The sequence below is a fragment of the Neobacillus vireti genome, assembly GCF_036962345.1.
Classification (GTDB): Bacteria; Bacillota; Bacilli; order Bacillales; family Cytobacillaceae; genus Neobacillus; species Neobacillus vireti_A.
In genome coordinates this window covers 192,125-205,701 of sequence record NZ_JBALNB010000015.1, presented here as the reverse complement: position 1 = coordinate 205,701, position 13,577 = coordinate 192,125, and the positions used below count along the sequence as shown (strand labels likewise).

Below are 13,577 nucleotides of genomic sequence, written 5' to 3'. Positions count from 1 at the left end.
AAGAGGCAGTATTCGTGAGAATGCTGTAAAACCGGGTGGTACCGAGAAATGGAAGGCCATTTCTCCCCGATCTATTCTGCTTTTCTTTTTTGACTGCAGTTTATTTGGGGAGATTATGGCCTTCTTTTATTTTGTTAGAAATCTTACCTTTTTGGTTTTTATCACCAAATTCAAATTTTTTGACAAATTCCGATATTTTTCAGGTATAATCCTAAATATATTTTCGAAAAATTAAAACATTTACAAGGAGGGGTACGAGGTGAAAGTAGAAGCAAAGCCGGACTCCCAAACAAGTACGGCATCAAAAACTGGTGCAGACCTGCTCATTGACTTATTAATTAATGAAGAAGTAGATACCATTTTTGGGTATCCAGGTGGTGCCGTTCTGCCAATATACGATGCAATTTATCGTGCAAGAGGCAAAATCAATCATGTCCTTTTCCGTCATGAGCAAGGAAGTATTCACGCTGCTGAAGGGTATGCCCGCATTACTGGAAAAGCCGGTGTCGTATTAGCGACTTCGGGACCTGGCGCAACCAACTTGGTTACCGGAATTACAGATGCAATGATGGATTCTTTACCACTAGTGATTTTCACCGGTCAGGTTGCACGAAGTGTCATTGGAACAGATGCATTCCAGGAAGCGGATGTTATGGCTATAACAACACCCATCACCAAACATAATTACCAGGTACAAGACATTTCAGACTTACCAAGGATTGTAAAAGAAGCCTTTCATATCGCTTCGACGGGCCGTCCAGGTCCAGTGTTAATTGATATTCCAAAGGATATCTCTGCTGGAGAATTATCTAAGGTGCCTGAAGTAGGAACGATTAATCTTCCGGGTTACCAGCCGACAACAAAACCAAATCCGCTGCAAATCAAAAAACTTGCTGACGCGATTGCAAAGTCAAAAAAGCCGGTCATTCTTGCAGGTGCTGGCATTCTTCACGGAAAAGCATCAAAAGAATTAACCGCTTTTGCAGAAAAGCATAAGATTCCGGTTACAACCACCCTTCTTGGTCTTGGGACTTTCCCAGCAGCCAGCCCTCTCTCTCTTGGAATGGCCGGCATGCACGGAACGTACACAGCTAACATGTCATTGTACGAAGCAGATTTACTCATTAATATCGGTGCCCGCTTTGATGACCGACTCACCGGGAACTTAAAGCACTTTGCTCCAAATGCGAAGGTTGCTCATATTGATATCGATCCTGCTGAAATTGGTAAAAATGTTCCAACTCAAATTCCAATTGTTTCAGATTCAAAAGAAGCATTAGTTGAACTAATGAATCAGACAACGGAATCACCAGATTCTGAGGATTGGTTAGAAACATTAACGAAGCTAAAAGAAGAATACCCATTATGGTATAAGCATGATCCAAACGGAATGTCACCGCAATGGCTGATTGAAGCCATTCATAAAGTAACCAATGGTGAAGCCGTTGTTACGACAGACGTTGGTCAGCACCAAATGTGGGCAGCACAATATTACAATTTTGATAAACCTCATCGCTGGGTAACTTCTGGCGGACTTGGAACAATGGGCTTCGGGTTCCCTGCAGCAATTGGAGCACAAATGGCTTCTCCGGACAGCACAGTAGTAGCCATTGTCGGTGACGCTGGTTTCCAGATGACGTTACAGGAATTATCCGTCATTTATGAACAGAATCTTCCTGTCAAAATCATTATCGTTAATAACGGTGCCCTAGGTATGGTTAGACAATGGCAGGAATTATTACACGGCAACCGTATTTCGGAGTCCATCCTTCAAACGCAGCCTAACTTTGTGAAGCTTGCTGAAAGCTATTCAATTAAAGGCTTAAAGATTGAGAGCCAAGAAGAATTAATTACAAAGCTTCCTGAAGTATTTGCTTATGACGGTCCTGTTTTAATGGATTGCCGAGTGCTTCAGCAGGAAAAAGTATTCCCAATGATTGCTCCTGGCAAAGGTATACACGAAATGATTGGGGTGAAACCTTCATGAAACGGATTATTTCCTTAACCGTTCAGGATCGAAGCGGTGTCTTAAATCGAGTCACTGGTCTATTACTAAGACGACAATTTAATATTTCAAGTATCTCAGTTGGTCCAACTGAAACGGAAGGGATATCAAAAATGACCCTAGTCGTTGAAGTCGAGGATGAACAGCGGCTTGAACAAGTTACAAAACAACTAAACAAGCAAATTGATGTTTTAAAGGTTTCGGATATTACCGATAAAGCCATTGTCGCACGTGAACTTGCTTTAATTAAAGTAGCGGGCAGTTCACAGCTTCGCAGTGAGATCAACGGTATTATCGATCCATTCCGTGCATTGATCATTGATGTAAGCAAAGACAGCTTAACGATTCAGATTACAGGGCGCCCAGATAAAATTGACGCATTGATTGATCTGCTTCGTCCATATGGAATTAAAGAGATTGCTAGAACAGGACTAACCGCCTTCTTGCGCGGACATCAACCACAGGTTAACGAGTTAACTACCTACTCTCAAATAAAATAAACATTTTCGAAGGGATGATTATAATGGCAAAAGTATTATATAACGGAGATATTCAAGAGGCAGTATTACAAGGGAAAAAGATTGCAGTAATTGGTTATGGTTCACAAGGTCATGCCCATGCATTAAACCTAAAGGAAAGCGGATTTGACGTTGTTGTTGGTTTACGCGAAGGAAAATCTTGGGATAAAGCAGTTGAAGATGGAGTTGCAGTTACATCTGTTGCTGAAGCAACTGCACAAGCTGAAGTTATCATGGTTTTACTTCCAGATGAAATGCAGCCTAAAGTATATGAAGAAAGCATTAAACCAAACCTTGAAGCTGGTAACTCATTAGTATTTGCCCATGGCTTCAACGTTCATTTTACACAAATCGTTCCTCCTGCTGATGTTGACGTATTCTTAGTTGCTCCTAAAGGTCCAGGGCACTTAGTACGTCGTACGTATACAGAAGGCGCTGGTGTTCCAGCACTTTACGCAGTATACCAAGACTATACAGGTCAAGCACGTGAACTTGCTCTTGCTTATGCGAAAGGAATCGGTTCTGCTCGTGCAGGTGTTTTGGAAACTTCTTTCCAAGAAGAAACAGAAACAGATCTATTCGGAGAGCAGGCAGTTCTTTGCGGCGGTACTACAGCCCTTATCAAAGCTGGTTTCGAAACTCTTGTTGAAGCTGGATATCAGCCAGAAGTTGCTTACTTCGAGTGTTTACATGAATTGAAATTAATCGTTGACCTTCTATATGAAGGAGGATTAGAAAACATGCGTTATTCAATCTCTGATACTGCACAATGGGGAGATTTCGTTTCTGGACCACGTGTTGTTAACGAAGATACAAAAGCACGCATGAAAGAAGTATTAAAAGATATTCAAACTGGTGCATTTGCGAAGGGCTGGATCTTGGAGAACCAAGCAAACCGTCCACAATTTAACGCAATTAACAACAGTGAAAACAATCACCAGATTGAAGTGGTTGGCCGTGAGCTTCGTGCCTTAATGCCATTTATTAAAAACCCTGTAAACCAAAAGAAAGAAGTGGTGGTAAATGGTTCACGTTAACATCTTTGACACGACACTACGTGATGGTGAACAATCTCCTGGGGTAAATTTAAATCAGCTTGAAAAACTAGAAATCGCTAGACAACTAGAAAGGTTTGGCGTGAATATAATGGAGGCCGGATTTCCGGCTTCCTCCCAAGGGGATTTCGAGGCAGTAAGAGCAATTGCCAGGGCGATTAAAAATAGTTCTGTTACTGGACTGGCAAGAGCAACCAAATCGGACATTGACATTGCGTGGGACGCATTAAAAGATGCTGCAGAACCAAGGTTGCATGTTTTTCTTGCAACCTCCCCTATTCATATGAAATATAAGTTGTTTAAAACACCTGAGGAAGTCATTCAAACCTCTGTCGATATGGTAGCCTATGCAAAACAAAGATTCCCTCATATCGAATGGTCAGCAGAAGATGCTTCTCGTTCTGATCTAGATTTTCTTGTCAAGATCATTACGAAGGTCATCGATGCCGGAGCAACCGTCATTAACCTTCCTGACACTGTAGGGTATGCAACTCCATCAGAATATGGTTACATGTTCCGTTATATCAGAGAAAATGTTCCAAATATCCACAAGGCTTCGTTATCCTGCCATTGTCATGATGATTTAGGGATGGCTGTTGCCAATTCCCTTGCTGCAATTGAAAACGGAGTTACCCAAGTGGAAGGTACCATTAATGGCATTGGTGAGCGTGCAGGAAATGCCTCACTTGAAGAAGTTGCTGTTGCTTTAAATATTAGAAGAGATAAATATCCATATACTACGAATCTTGTTTTAAAAGAAATCAAGCGTACTAGTGATTTAGTCAGCCGCTTTACAGGAATGATTGTTCCTGGCAATAAAGCAGTCGTAGGAAAGAATGCCTTCGCCCATGAGTCGGGAATTCATCAAGATGGTGTATTAAAAAACACCTTAACCTATGAAATTATTACTCCTGAAATGGTTGGGATTCAATCAAATGATTTAGTTCTCGGTAAACATTCAGGACGTCATGCATTTAAGGATAAAATTGAAAATATGGGCTTCACATTATCAGCTGAAAAGCTTCAAGAAGCATTTACAGCTTTTAAACAGCTCACCGACCGGAAAAAAGAAGTAACCGATGAAGATTTGTTTACCATTTTAACAGACATCCAAACAGCCGTTGCTGATGTTAAAAAATATGAGCTTTTGGCTTTCCAGGTCCATTATGGTTCTGCCAACCTCCCTACTGCAACAGTAGCACTCCACACCCCAGAAGGTGTTCGAGTGGAAACTGCCCGTACGGGTTCAGGCAGCGTTGAAGCTCTAATGAATACTTTGGAAGCTCTAATTAAAGAAGAAATTCATCTTACTGATTATAAATTAAATTCAGTTGGTCAAGGGCGAGACGCATTGGCCGAAGTACATGTAAAAATGACGGTCGATGGTGCACAAGTAAGCGGCCGTGGATCGGCTCAGGACGTATTAGAAGCTTCGGCTAAAGCGTTCTTGAACACTGTAAATCGAGTGTTTTTTAACCAAAAAGCTGTTGTGCAAGTTTAAAAGTCTTTCTGAGGCGATGTAAAAAATGATGAGGAGGTTGCTTCGAATGAAAAAACGTATTGTCTTACTACCTGGTGATGGGATTGGCAAGGAAGTTATTAATTCTGCGAAAGACGTTTTGAATGCAATTGCAGATGAGTTTAATCATAGTTTTACCTTCGAAACCCATGAAATCGGAGGGGCAGCCATTGACCAATACGGCACTCCGCTGCCAGAATCAACAGTTGAAGCTTGTAAGCAGGCGGACGCTGTATTATTAGGTGCAGTTGGCGGCCCTAAATGGGATAACAACCCCTCCCATTTACGCCCTGAAAGAGGATTACTTGGTATTCGAAAAGCACTTGATTTATTTGCAAATTTAAGACCAATTAAAGGATTTAAAAATTTACTGCATGCTTCCCCTCTTAAAGAGGAAATTGTTGCAGGCAGTGATTTATTAATCGTCCGCGAGCTGACAGGCGGGATTTACTTTGGTACCCCAAGTGAAAGACGCGACAACGGTCAAACAGTGGTTGATACACTTGCTTACACGCGTAAAGAGATTGAAAGAATCGTAGACAAAGCATACCAAGCAGCACAAGGACGGCGTGGACACCTAACCTCTGTTGATAAAGCAAACGTCTTAGAGTCAAGTAAGATGTGGCGCGAAATTGTCGAAGAGAAAAAAGCTCAGTATCCAGATGTTACTGTTGAGCATGTCCTGGTTGATGCAGCTGCAATGAAACTGATTACAAATCCTACAAAGTTCGATGTTATTGTTACTGAGAACATGTTCGGTGATATTCTTAGTGATGAAGCCTCTGTTCTAACAGGTTCATTGGGAATGCTTGCTTCAGCTAGCTTGAGTGAGGATGGTGTTGGTTTATATGAACCTGTTCATGGTTCAGCACCGGATATTGCCGGCAAAGGGATTGCCAATCCAACTGCAATGATTTTATCAACTGCATTAATGCTGCGCTACTCTTTCCAATTAAACGATGAGGCGAAATTAATCGAAGATGCCGTTCAGTCGATTTTGGATAGTGGAGTCCATACAGCAGATCTTCATATTCCTGAAGGCAGACAAGTGGGCACAGACGAAATGACTCGTCTAATTGTTGATTATATTAAGTCGCAAAACGCTTCTAAATGTATCATGAGCTGTTACGTATAAAATATAACGGGGCGATTAAGAAGCCGTCGGGCTCGAGCAGTCCGGCGGCTTCTCCCCTACCTATAAGTTTTCTATCGCTGATATTTGTTTTGTCGCCGATATATTTGATTTAGCGCTGATATAGCGGATTAATCTCCAGTATATTTGGTTGAATAGTTTTTAACAAAATCTATGAACGTGAGGAAGGACATTATGCAAAAACCAAAAAATATTATCCAAAAGGTTTGGGACCAGCATGTTGTATATCAAGAAGAAGGAAAACCAGATTTACTCTATATTGATTTGCACCTTGTTCATGAAGTAACCTCTCCTCAGGCATTTGAAGGATTACGAATGAACGGACGCAAAGTGCGCCGGCCGGATCTTACGTATGCAACGATGGATCACAATGTTTCTACACGTGACAGGAATGTTATTAAAGACCCTGTCTCGAAGAAACAAATTGATACATTAAAAGAAAACTGTCAGGAATTTGGTGTCGAGCTTTCCGATCGTCAGCACCCAGACAATGGGATTGTTCACGTTATTGGTCCTGAGCTTGGTCTGACACAACCTGGTAAGACGATTGTTTGTGGTGATAGTCATACTTCTACACATGGTGCGTTTGGTGCTCTAGCGTTCGGTATTGGGACAAGTGAAGTGGAGCATGTCCTAGCGACACAAACACTTTGGCAAGCACCTCCAAAAACAATGAATGTAAAAGTAAATGGAAAGCTTGGAACTGGCGTAACTGCAAAGGATTTAATCTTAGGGATTATCGGTAAATTCGGCGTTCAATTTGGAACTGGCTATGTAATGGAATATACAGGTGAAGCGATCCGCTCCCTTTCAATGGAAGAGCGTATGACCGTATGTAATATGTCCATTGAGGCTGGTGCAAGAGCAGGTTTAATTTCTCCTGATGAAACGACTTTTGAATATATGAAAGGCCGCCGTCATGTTCCAAAAGATGAGGCCTTCGAAGAAGCAGTGGCAAAATGGCGTTCCCTTGCTACAGATGAAGGTGCCAACTATGATGCGGTGGTTGAAATTGAGGCATCTGAAGTGGAACCACAAGTCACTTGGGGAACAAATCCAGGTATGTGTATTCCGATTACGGCTTCTGTTCCAAATCCAGAAGATGAAGAAAAATTGAATAAAAAAGATGAAATTTCCCGAGCGCTTCAATATATGGGCCTTGAAGCCGGCCAGCCGATTTCAAATGTAGAGATTGACCATGTTTTTATCGGTTCATGTACAAATTCTCGCATAAGTGATTTACGCAAAGCAGCAGACGTAATTCGTGGGCACAAAGTTAATCCTAAGGTAAAAGCAATTGTTGTTCCTGGATCTTTTAGTGTTAAACTTGCTGCTGAAAAAGAAGGTATTGATCAAATCTTTATAGAAGCAGGTTTTGAATGGCGTGAAGCTGGCTGCAGTATGTGTCTGGCCATGAACGATGACATTGTTCCTCCAGGCGGACGCTGTGCTTCCACTTCTAACCGAAATTTTGAAGGTCGTCAAGGAAACGGTTCACGTACCCACCTTGTCAGCCCTGAAATGGCAGCAGCTGCCGCTATTGCAGGCCATTTCGTAGATGTTCGTCAGTTCACAGCTCAGGAGGTATTATAATGGAACCGTTACGCATTCATTCAGGAATCGTTTGCCCGTTAAATCGGAGTAATGTTGATACAGACCAGATAATTCCAAAGCAATTCCTTAAAAGAATTGAACGAAGCGGTTTTGGTCAATTTTTATTTTATCACTGGCGCTTTGATGACGAAGGTAACCTTCGTAAGGATTTTACGATGAATCACCCTAAATATCAGGATGCCTCTATTTTGGTAGCAGGTGAAAACTTTGGCTGCGGCTCCTCTCGTGAACATGCCCCATGGGCGATTCAAGATTTTGGTTTCAAGGTTATTATTGCCCAAAGCTATGCAGACATTTTTAAAAATAACTGCGTCAAGAATGGGATTCTTACAATTGTAGCGAGTGAAGAACAAGTTCAAACTATTATGCGTAATGCTGAAACGGAAGGCTACGCGCTGACTGTGAATCTCGAAGACCAAGTGGTTACCGATAATCAGGGGTTGGAGTTTTCATTTGATATTGCTCCGTATCCTAAGGAAATGCTGCTAAATGGTTGGGATGAGATTGGTGTTACTTTAAACTATGAAGATAAGATTTCTCAGTATGAGTTAGCACATAAATAAAACGATGAGCTTGGATATCCAAGCTCATTTTCTATTGTCTTGGAGCCAATAATATCACCAAAACACCTATTAAACATATTCCGCCGCCGATCCAGTCATATAAATCTGGAGTCTTTTTATCGATGCCCCATCCCCACAAGAGTGAAAGCACAATGAATACTCCCCCGTATGCAGCATAAACTCGTCCAAATGATGGAAAGGCCTGAAAGGTTGCTATTACGCCATACAAGGCCAACACGACTCCTCCAATTAGTCCCCAGAAGGATGGCTTCCCCTCCCGCAGCCATTGCCAGATCAAGTACCCTCCTCCTATTTCTGCTAGTCCTGCTAAAATAAACAATACTGTTGCTTGAATCATTACCATCACATCCTTTTGACTTTGATTACCTTTTACCTTTGAAAGTCGTTCTTAAGGTAATCTGGTTCGGCTTCTGATTACCGTTTTACCTTAAAGGTCACTCCTGAGGGAATCAGATTCGACTTCTGATTACCGCTTTACCTTAAAAGTCACTCCTGAGGGAATCAGATTCGGCTTCTGATTACCGTTTTACCTTAAAAGTCACTCCTGAGGGAATCAGATTCGGCTTCTGATTACCGTTTTACCTTAAAAGCCACTCCTGAGGGAATCAGATTCGACTTCTGATTACCGTTTTACCTTAAAAATCACTCCTGAGGGAATCAGATTCGGCTTCTGATTACCGTTTTACCTTAAAAGTCACTTCAGCGGTAATCAGAGAACTGCCCCGATCTAATTTGATACAGCCGCTCGGTATAAAAAAGTTTACATATCATAGTGTTAATAATAGACATGTTAAGGAGTGGTGTTATTTGCTTAAACTAGTGTTCATTATTCTACTCATACTTCTCTCCATAACTATACTCTTCTTAATCTTAACAAATAATAAGTAGCAAATGATTCAGACCTATTCAATTTCGACATTTATGGGAGCAAGTACTGATAATGAAATTCTGGAACCTAAACAAACTATCATTGAAAAAATTAATTATTTTTTCAATGATAGTAATGATGATGATAATGACATAGACTATGGTGGCGATGACCCAGGAGAGTAGCAAAATGCTGAATCGGAAATATCGATTCAGCATTTTTATTTCTCTAACTAAGTTCATTTATGTAGTTGTTAAATTCCTTTTTAAATAAATATGATTCCTCTAGGAAAGGATAATGATTGCTATTATTAAAAACAACTAGCTTTGAATCAGGTATTAATTCATTCATTTCTAATGAGTATGGCAGTGGGCATTGAACATCATATTTTCCACACATAATTAACGTTGGGGTTGAAATGAGCGTTAATTTTTTTGTAACATCAAAAATTTGAATTTCTCGGCTAAAAAAATTCAGCCGGGAAGCGGATATTTTCTTCCTTATGTTTAAATTAAAGAACTCATCATATCGCTCCGGATTATGTAATGATAATTTTGTTCGTTCACCTGAAAGCTTGTTTCTTTCTTCCAAAGATAAATCTGAACGTTTCAACACTTCCATCAATTCTTGCATTCTTTTGTACTTTGGATGATTTTTATTATAAATACAATCTGAGGAAAATGTCGAATATTCTCTAGCTGCTGCACCGACAATAACATTAAATTTCAGGTTGCTTGAATAAAAGATTCCATAAATGACTCCTAACATTCCTCCAGTAGAATGACCAGCAAATCCCCACTTTTCATATCCTAATGTTTCACGAATTGCTTCTAAGTCAAAAATGGTTTCTAGCATACTAAGTTGATAGGGTTCTATTGCCTTTACTGAATTCCCTGCTTCACGTAAGTTCACTAAATAAACTTTGTGTGTCTTTGTAAAAGTTTCAGCAAAATAATCTCCCGTCTCATTAAATTCAGAATAATGATGGGTGACACAGATAGGTTCCCCCTCACCTTTCGTAAATATCTCAAAAGTTCCGCGCTCAGTGCTAACAAGCATTTGATTCCAGCTTTTCATTATGTTTTCCCCTTATATATTGTATTTGAATAAAGCCACTTCAATATTCGATATACATATCCATCTTTCCTCCTTCTTTTAAATTTCAGGAATGAATAAAGCTACCAAGTTTGATAATAAGTAACAAAAAGAAAGGGAGGGATTTATATGGATGGAAAATATAATACGAACGATGATGCAAGTCAGGAAATGAAGAAGGCGCTAAGCAAAACTACTCCTAGGAAGAACCCAAATATGAGCGAAGCCGAGTATAAGATGAAATACCAAGGGAAGAAAAGCTGACTTAACAACAGATAAGCATGTTTTCATATTGTTGAAGGACAAAACCTTTTAATATTTCATTGGTTTTGTCCTTCATAACACCGATGAAGGACAAATCTTTATAATTTTCCATTAGTTCTGTCCTTCATAACACCGATGAGGGACAAATCTTTATAAATTTTCATTGGTTTTGTCCTTCATAACACCGATGAAGGACAAATCTTTATAATATTCCATTGGTTTTGTCCTTCATAACACCGATGAAGGACAAATCTTTATAATATCCCATTGGTTTTGTCCTTCATTACACTGATCAAGGACAAGACTTAATCCAAATGGAATACTATATCAAGACCAGTTGGTTTGCCCTTGAAATAGTCATGATATTCTTTAAATACTAGCTTAAGCCCAGAAGTATCATCTGGAATGGGTGGAGATACAATATAATTTTGTCGGAAGTGTCCTTCAGAGCCGCTTCCACTATCTTGTCGGCATTCGTAATTTTCTCCTAAACTTAGCTCGAGAAATGGGTGATGACTCATGTGCCGCAGGTGGTGACGGTCATCTATATCTTCCGCTCTTTCTTCCCAATCAATATTTAATTGGACAACGCTGGCATTCTCGAATTGTCGAATAAAAGTGATCGTGTACAACTTATCATTTTTTTCAACCGATTTTAGGATTGGTAAATGCTTGATAAAATTCTCAGGCTCAACTCCAGGTTTAAATTCTTCTTCCATTCTTAATGTCGAAAATATCGAATTTAATACATCCTCATACTGATTGTACTTTATTGCCCATTCCTCAATTTGTTCTGACGGGGGAAATCCTGGATTATTGTTAGATACATCCTTTCTCTCCTTCAGTAATGCACAAATTTGCTCATCTATTGAAAGGATACGTTTATCATAATGTTCTGTTGGTCGTTCAAAGGGCATTCGTTTCATACTAACTCCTCTACTTTTATAATTTTATAGTTATGTCCTCATTTCTGTTACTCAGGGTTTCACTCTATTTATTCTTTTTACTTTTTGCTTCTGCCTTCACCTTGTTTTCTGTAACCCGAAATTTGACGATTTCACTAATTATTTCATATGGTAACGGTTTGTCTTTAGGAAACTGGACGGCTCCTTTTGAACATTTATATTGTGATAATTCCTGTTTAAAAGACTCGATCCCACTAGGAGCTGGATAGAATCCAATGTGATTTTTATTGGCTGCGAAATGTACTAGATTTCCATGTAAGTAAAAAGTCGGCATTTGATAACTTATCTTTTCTACTGCCTCTGGTGCTGACTCCTTGATCACATCCCTTAACTTTTGTAGTATTGCTTGCACTTCAATGGGAAATTGAATGATGTATTCATCGATAGAATTAATTGTTTTTTTTGCTTCCATGGTTGTTCCTTCCTTATTGAAATTCATATTGATATATTTATAATTCTATCCAAAATCTCTTTATAATGTTTCCATCTTCTTCAATAAAGTCGGTATCTGGTATTCCTCCATTATAAATTATCGTTTTAAAGGAACCTGTATTCTCTTCATCACATACAACAAGGGCTTTTCGTATCCCTAACTCTCTTGCTTTTTCAAGAGACAATGACAATAATTTGGTCGCAAAACCTTTCCTTCTCTCTGACGGGCGAATACCATAACCAATATGTCCTCCACGATTTAAAAGAAAAGGTGTTAATTGATGTCTTATATTTACAGCACCAATTATTCTTTTGTCTTGGTTTATTAACCAAAACGTTGAATCAGGCACCCAGCCTTCTGGCAGATTACGTCCTTGCTCATTACCCTTTAAAAATTGGACCATTGCCTCAAAGTCCGATGGATCCTTTTGAATAACCCATGGGACCATATCTTCTTTGCTTTCTACCCATTCGTTATAGAATGCGAGATATTCATTCTTTAACTCCACAGTTGGTTTAATTAATGATAAGTGATGGTTGGATTCCAGTAACAATCTTTCATATGTTATAGTTTCGTTCTCTATTTTCAAAAGAAACACATCCGGATTTCGTAAGTTTCTCCAATTTTCAAAGCCGAATTGATGGTAATAATGATTTAAAAGTAAGGACAGTAAGTTTCCATGTGTGACAATGATGGTATTTAGCTCTTCACTTTGTAGAACTTCATCCATTACTTTTATGATTCGCTTCTTTGCTTCATTACTAGACTCTCCGCCCTCAAATTTCAAATCAAAATCATCAAAGGTGGCTTCTAGTTTTTTAAGCCAATCAGAAAGATTTTTGGAACTAAGTACACGTTCTGTTAATAGCTCGTTAGTTTCAAGCTCAAGATTCATTCTTTTTGCAAGTGGCTCTACGCTTTGCACAGCACGCTTATATGGACTGGAAATAATGCGATCAATCGGAACCCCTCTAAAGAATTCAGATAAATGGTTAGCTTGCTTGTAACCATTGTCTGTTAATGCTGATTCCGCCGGTTGCCCTTCAGCCTCACAATGCCTGATAAGATAAATTTTCTTCATAATGTTTTCGCCCCTATTCTTCAAATGTTTTTCTAAACCCGTAAAATGGCCGATATCCCTGAGCCTCATAAAATGTATGAGAGGTACTTGAAGCAAGAAGTTCCATTCGAGTACTTGGATATTGAGCATGAACGTATCGGAGTAACTCTCTGCCAATACCCGTACCACGGTACTTTTTATCAATTAGCAATTCACAAATATATAGAGTGATACGCGTGTCGGTAAAACCTCTAATATATCCAACTATTCCTTCATCTTCTGCTTCCACAACAAACGAAACATTTGAATTTTTCCATGCTTCTTTTGTATCTTCGTTCTTTTCTACTAAGTTACTCCAGCCCTCTTCCTCGTTTAACTCTTGAATTCTATTAAAATCACTCTCTTGATACTTTCGGATATGTATGTGATTCATTGGTTAATCCC

General features: G+C 39.5%; 14 protein-coding genes and 1 pseudogene. 8 read left to right on the top strand and 7 right to left on the bottom strand.

The window, feature by feature from the left end:
- Window positions 1-259 precede the first annotated feature (259 nt).
- From ilvB to leuD, 7 genes are all read left to right on the top strand, one after another.
- Complete coding sequence (gene ilvB / locus V7108_RS18900) at window positions 260-1,987, top strand: acetolactate synthase large subunit (RefSeq protein WP_335569096.1); 1,728 nt, start codon at window positions 260-262, stop codon at window positions 1,985-1,987.
- Window positions 1,984-2,505: an acetolactate synthase small subunit gene (gene ilvN / locus V7108_RS18895; protein WP_335513607.1), complete on the top strand. Its 522-nt coding sequence runs from the start codon at window positions 1,984-1,986 to the stop codon at window positions 2,503-2,505. Before ilvB ends, ilvN begins: the two co-directional genes overlap by 4 nt.
- A 23-nt stretch (window positions 2,506-2,528) precedes the next feature.
- Entirely contained in the window at window positions 2,529-3,560 is a 1,032-nt protein-coding gene (ilvC, locus tag V7108_RS18890) for a ketol-acid reductoisomerase (RefSeq protein ID WP_335513605.1), read from the top strand.
- Window positions 3,547-5,079 (top strand): 2-isopropylmalate synthase, encoded by a 1,533-nt coding sequence (locus tag V7108_RS18885; protein ID WP_335513603.1) that lies wholly within the window; start codon window positions 3,547-3,549, stop codon window positions 5,077-5,079. The genes ilvC and V7108_RS18885 overlap by 14 nt, the downstream gene beginning before the upstream one ends.
- A 46-nt stretch (window positions 5,080-5,125) precedes the next feature.
- Entirely contained in the window at window positions 5,126-6,232 is a 1,107-nt protein-coding gene (leuB, locus tag V7108_RS18880) for a 3-isopropylmalate dehydrogenase (RefSeq protein WP_335513601.1), read from the top strand.
- Between the two features lie 192 nt (window positions 6,233-6,424).
- Window positions 6,425-7,843 carry a 3-isopropylmalate dehydratase large subunit gene (gene leuC / locus V7108_RS18875; RefSeq protein ID WP_335569095.1) on the top strand — a complete coding sequence of 473 codons (1,419 nt, stop codon included), beginning with the start codon at window positions 6,425-6,427 and terminating at the stop codon, window positions 7,841-7,843.
- The gene (leuD, locus tag V7108_RS18870) at window positions 7,843-8,427 is read left to right on the top strand and encodes a 3-isopropylmalate dehydratase small subunit (protein WP_335569094.1); all 585 of its coding nucleotides are present in this window, start codon (window positions 7,843-7,845) and stop codon (window positions 8,425-8,427) included. The genes leuC and leuD overlap by 1 nt, the downstream gene beginning before the upstream one ends.
- 31 nt (window positions 8,428-8,458) lie before the next feature.
- On the opposite strand, the gene V7108_RS18865 is transcribed toward leuD, so the two are convergent.
- Complete coding sequence (locus V7108_RS18865) at window positions 8,459-8,785, bottom strand: YnfA family protein (protein WP_335513595.1); 327 nt, start codon at window positions 8,783-8,785, stop codon at window positions 8,459-8,461.
- Window positions 8,786-9,544: 759 nt separating this feature from the next.
- A complete protein-coding gene (locus V7108_RS18860; protein WP_335569093.1) occupies window positions 9,545-10,393 on the bottom strand; it encodes an alpha/beta fold hydrolase in 849 nt (282 codons plus the stop codon).
- Between the two features lie 147 nt (window positions 10,394-10,540).
- Between V7108_RS18860 and V7108_RS18855 the strand changes: the two genes are divergently transcribed.
- Window positions 10,541-10,675, top strand: a complete 135-nt coding sequence (locus V7108_RS18855; RefSeq protein ID WP_335569092.1) for a hypothetical protein — start codon at window positions 10,541-10,543, stop codon at window positions 10,673-10,675.
- Window positions 10,676-10,980: 305 nt separating this feature from the next.
- On the opposite strand, the gene V7108_RS18850 is transcribed toward V7108_RS18855, so the two are convergent.
- The 5 genes and pseudogenes from V7108_RS18850 to V7108_RS18830 form a co-directional block, all read right to left on the bottom strand.
- Window positions 10,981-11,601 carry a hypothetical protein gene (locus V7108_RS18850; RefSeq protein WP_335569091.1) on the bottom strand — a complete coding sequence of 207 codons (621 nt, stop codon included), beginning with the start codon at window positions 11,599-11,601 and terminating at the stop codon, window positions 10,981-10,983.
- A 64-nt stretch (window positions 11,602-11,665) separates the two neighbouring features.
- Window positions 11,666-12,052, bottom strand: coding sequence for an iron chaperone (locus V7108_RS18845; RefSeq protein ID WP_335513585.1), 387 nt, complete (start codon window positions 12,050-12,052; stop codon window positions 11,666-11,668).
- Between the two features lie 37 nt (window positions 12,053-12,089).
- Entirely contained in the window at window positions 12,090-12,620 is a 531-nt protein-coding gene (locus V7108_RS18840) for a GNAT family N-acetyltransferase (protein ID WP_335513624.1), read from the bottom strand.
- Window positions 12,621-12,647: 27 nt separating this feature from the next.
- Window positions 12,648-13,154: pseudogene (locus V7108_RS18835) on the bottom strand (histidine phosphatase family protein); the annotation flags it as partial.
- Window positions 13,155-13,167: 13 nt separating this feature from the next.
- A complete protein-coding gene (locus V7108_RS18830) occupies window positions 13,168-13,566 on the bottom strand; it encodes a GNAT family N-acetyltransferase (protein ID WP_335569090.1) in 399 nt (132 codons plus the stop codon).
- Between the last annotated feature and the right edge of the window lie 11 nt (window positions 13,567-13,577).

What these genes read in the sequence shown, in the direction of transcription:
- leuC (WP_335569095.1), top strand. Translation starts at nt 6,425, where the DNA reads ATGCAAAAACCAAAAAATATTATCCAAAAGGTTTGGGACCAGCATGTT.
- V7108_RS18845 (WP_335513585.1), bottom strand. Translation starts at nt 12,052, where the DNA reads ATGGAAGCAAAAAAAACAATTAATTCTATCGATGAATACATCATTCAA.
- V7108_RS18865 (WP_335513595.1), bottom strand. Translation starts at nt 8,785, where the DNA reads ATGATTCAAGCAACAGTATTGTTTATTTTAGCAGGACTAGCAGAAATA.
- leuB (WP_335513601.1), top strand. Translation starts at nt 5,126, where the DNA reads ATGAAAAAACGTATTGTCTTACTACCTGGTGATGGGATTGGCAAGGAA.
- V7108_RS18830 (WP_335569090.1), bottom strand. Translation starts at nt 13,566, where the DNA reads ATGAATCACATACATATCCGAAAGTATCAAGAGAGTGATTTTAATAGA.
- ilvN (WP_335513607.1), top strand. Translation starts at nt 1,984, where the DNA reads ATGAAACGGATTATTTCCTTAACCGTTCAGGATCGAAGCGGTGTCTTA.
- ilvC (WP_335513605.1), top strand. Translation starts at nt 2,529, where the DNA reads ATGGCAAAAGTATTATATAACGGAGATATTCAAGAGGCAGTATTACAA.
- V7108_RS18860 (WP_335569093.1), bottom strand. Translation starts at nt 10,393, where the DNA reads ATGAAAAGCTGGAATCAAATGCTTGTTAGCACTGAGCGCGGAACTTTT.
- leuD (WP_335569094.1), top strand. Translation starts at nt 7,843, where the DNA reads ATGGAACCGTTACGCATTCATTCAGGAATCGTTTGCCCGTTAAATCGG.
- V7108_RS18850 (WP_335569091.1), bottom strand. Translation starts at nt 11,601, where the DNA reads ATGAAACGAATGCCCTTTGAACGACCAACAGAACATTATGATAAACGT.
- V7108_RS18855 (WP_335569092.1), top strand. Translation starts at nt 10,541, where the DNA reads ATGGATGGAAAATATAATACGAACGATGATGCAAGTCAGGAAATGAAG.
- V7108_RS18885 (WP_335513603.1), top strand. Translation starts at nt 3,547, where the DNA reads ATGGTTCACGTTAACATCTTTGACACGACACTACGTGATGGTGAACAA.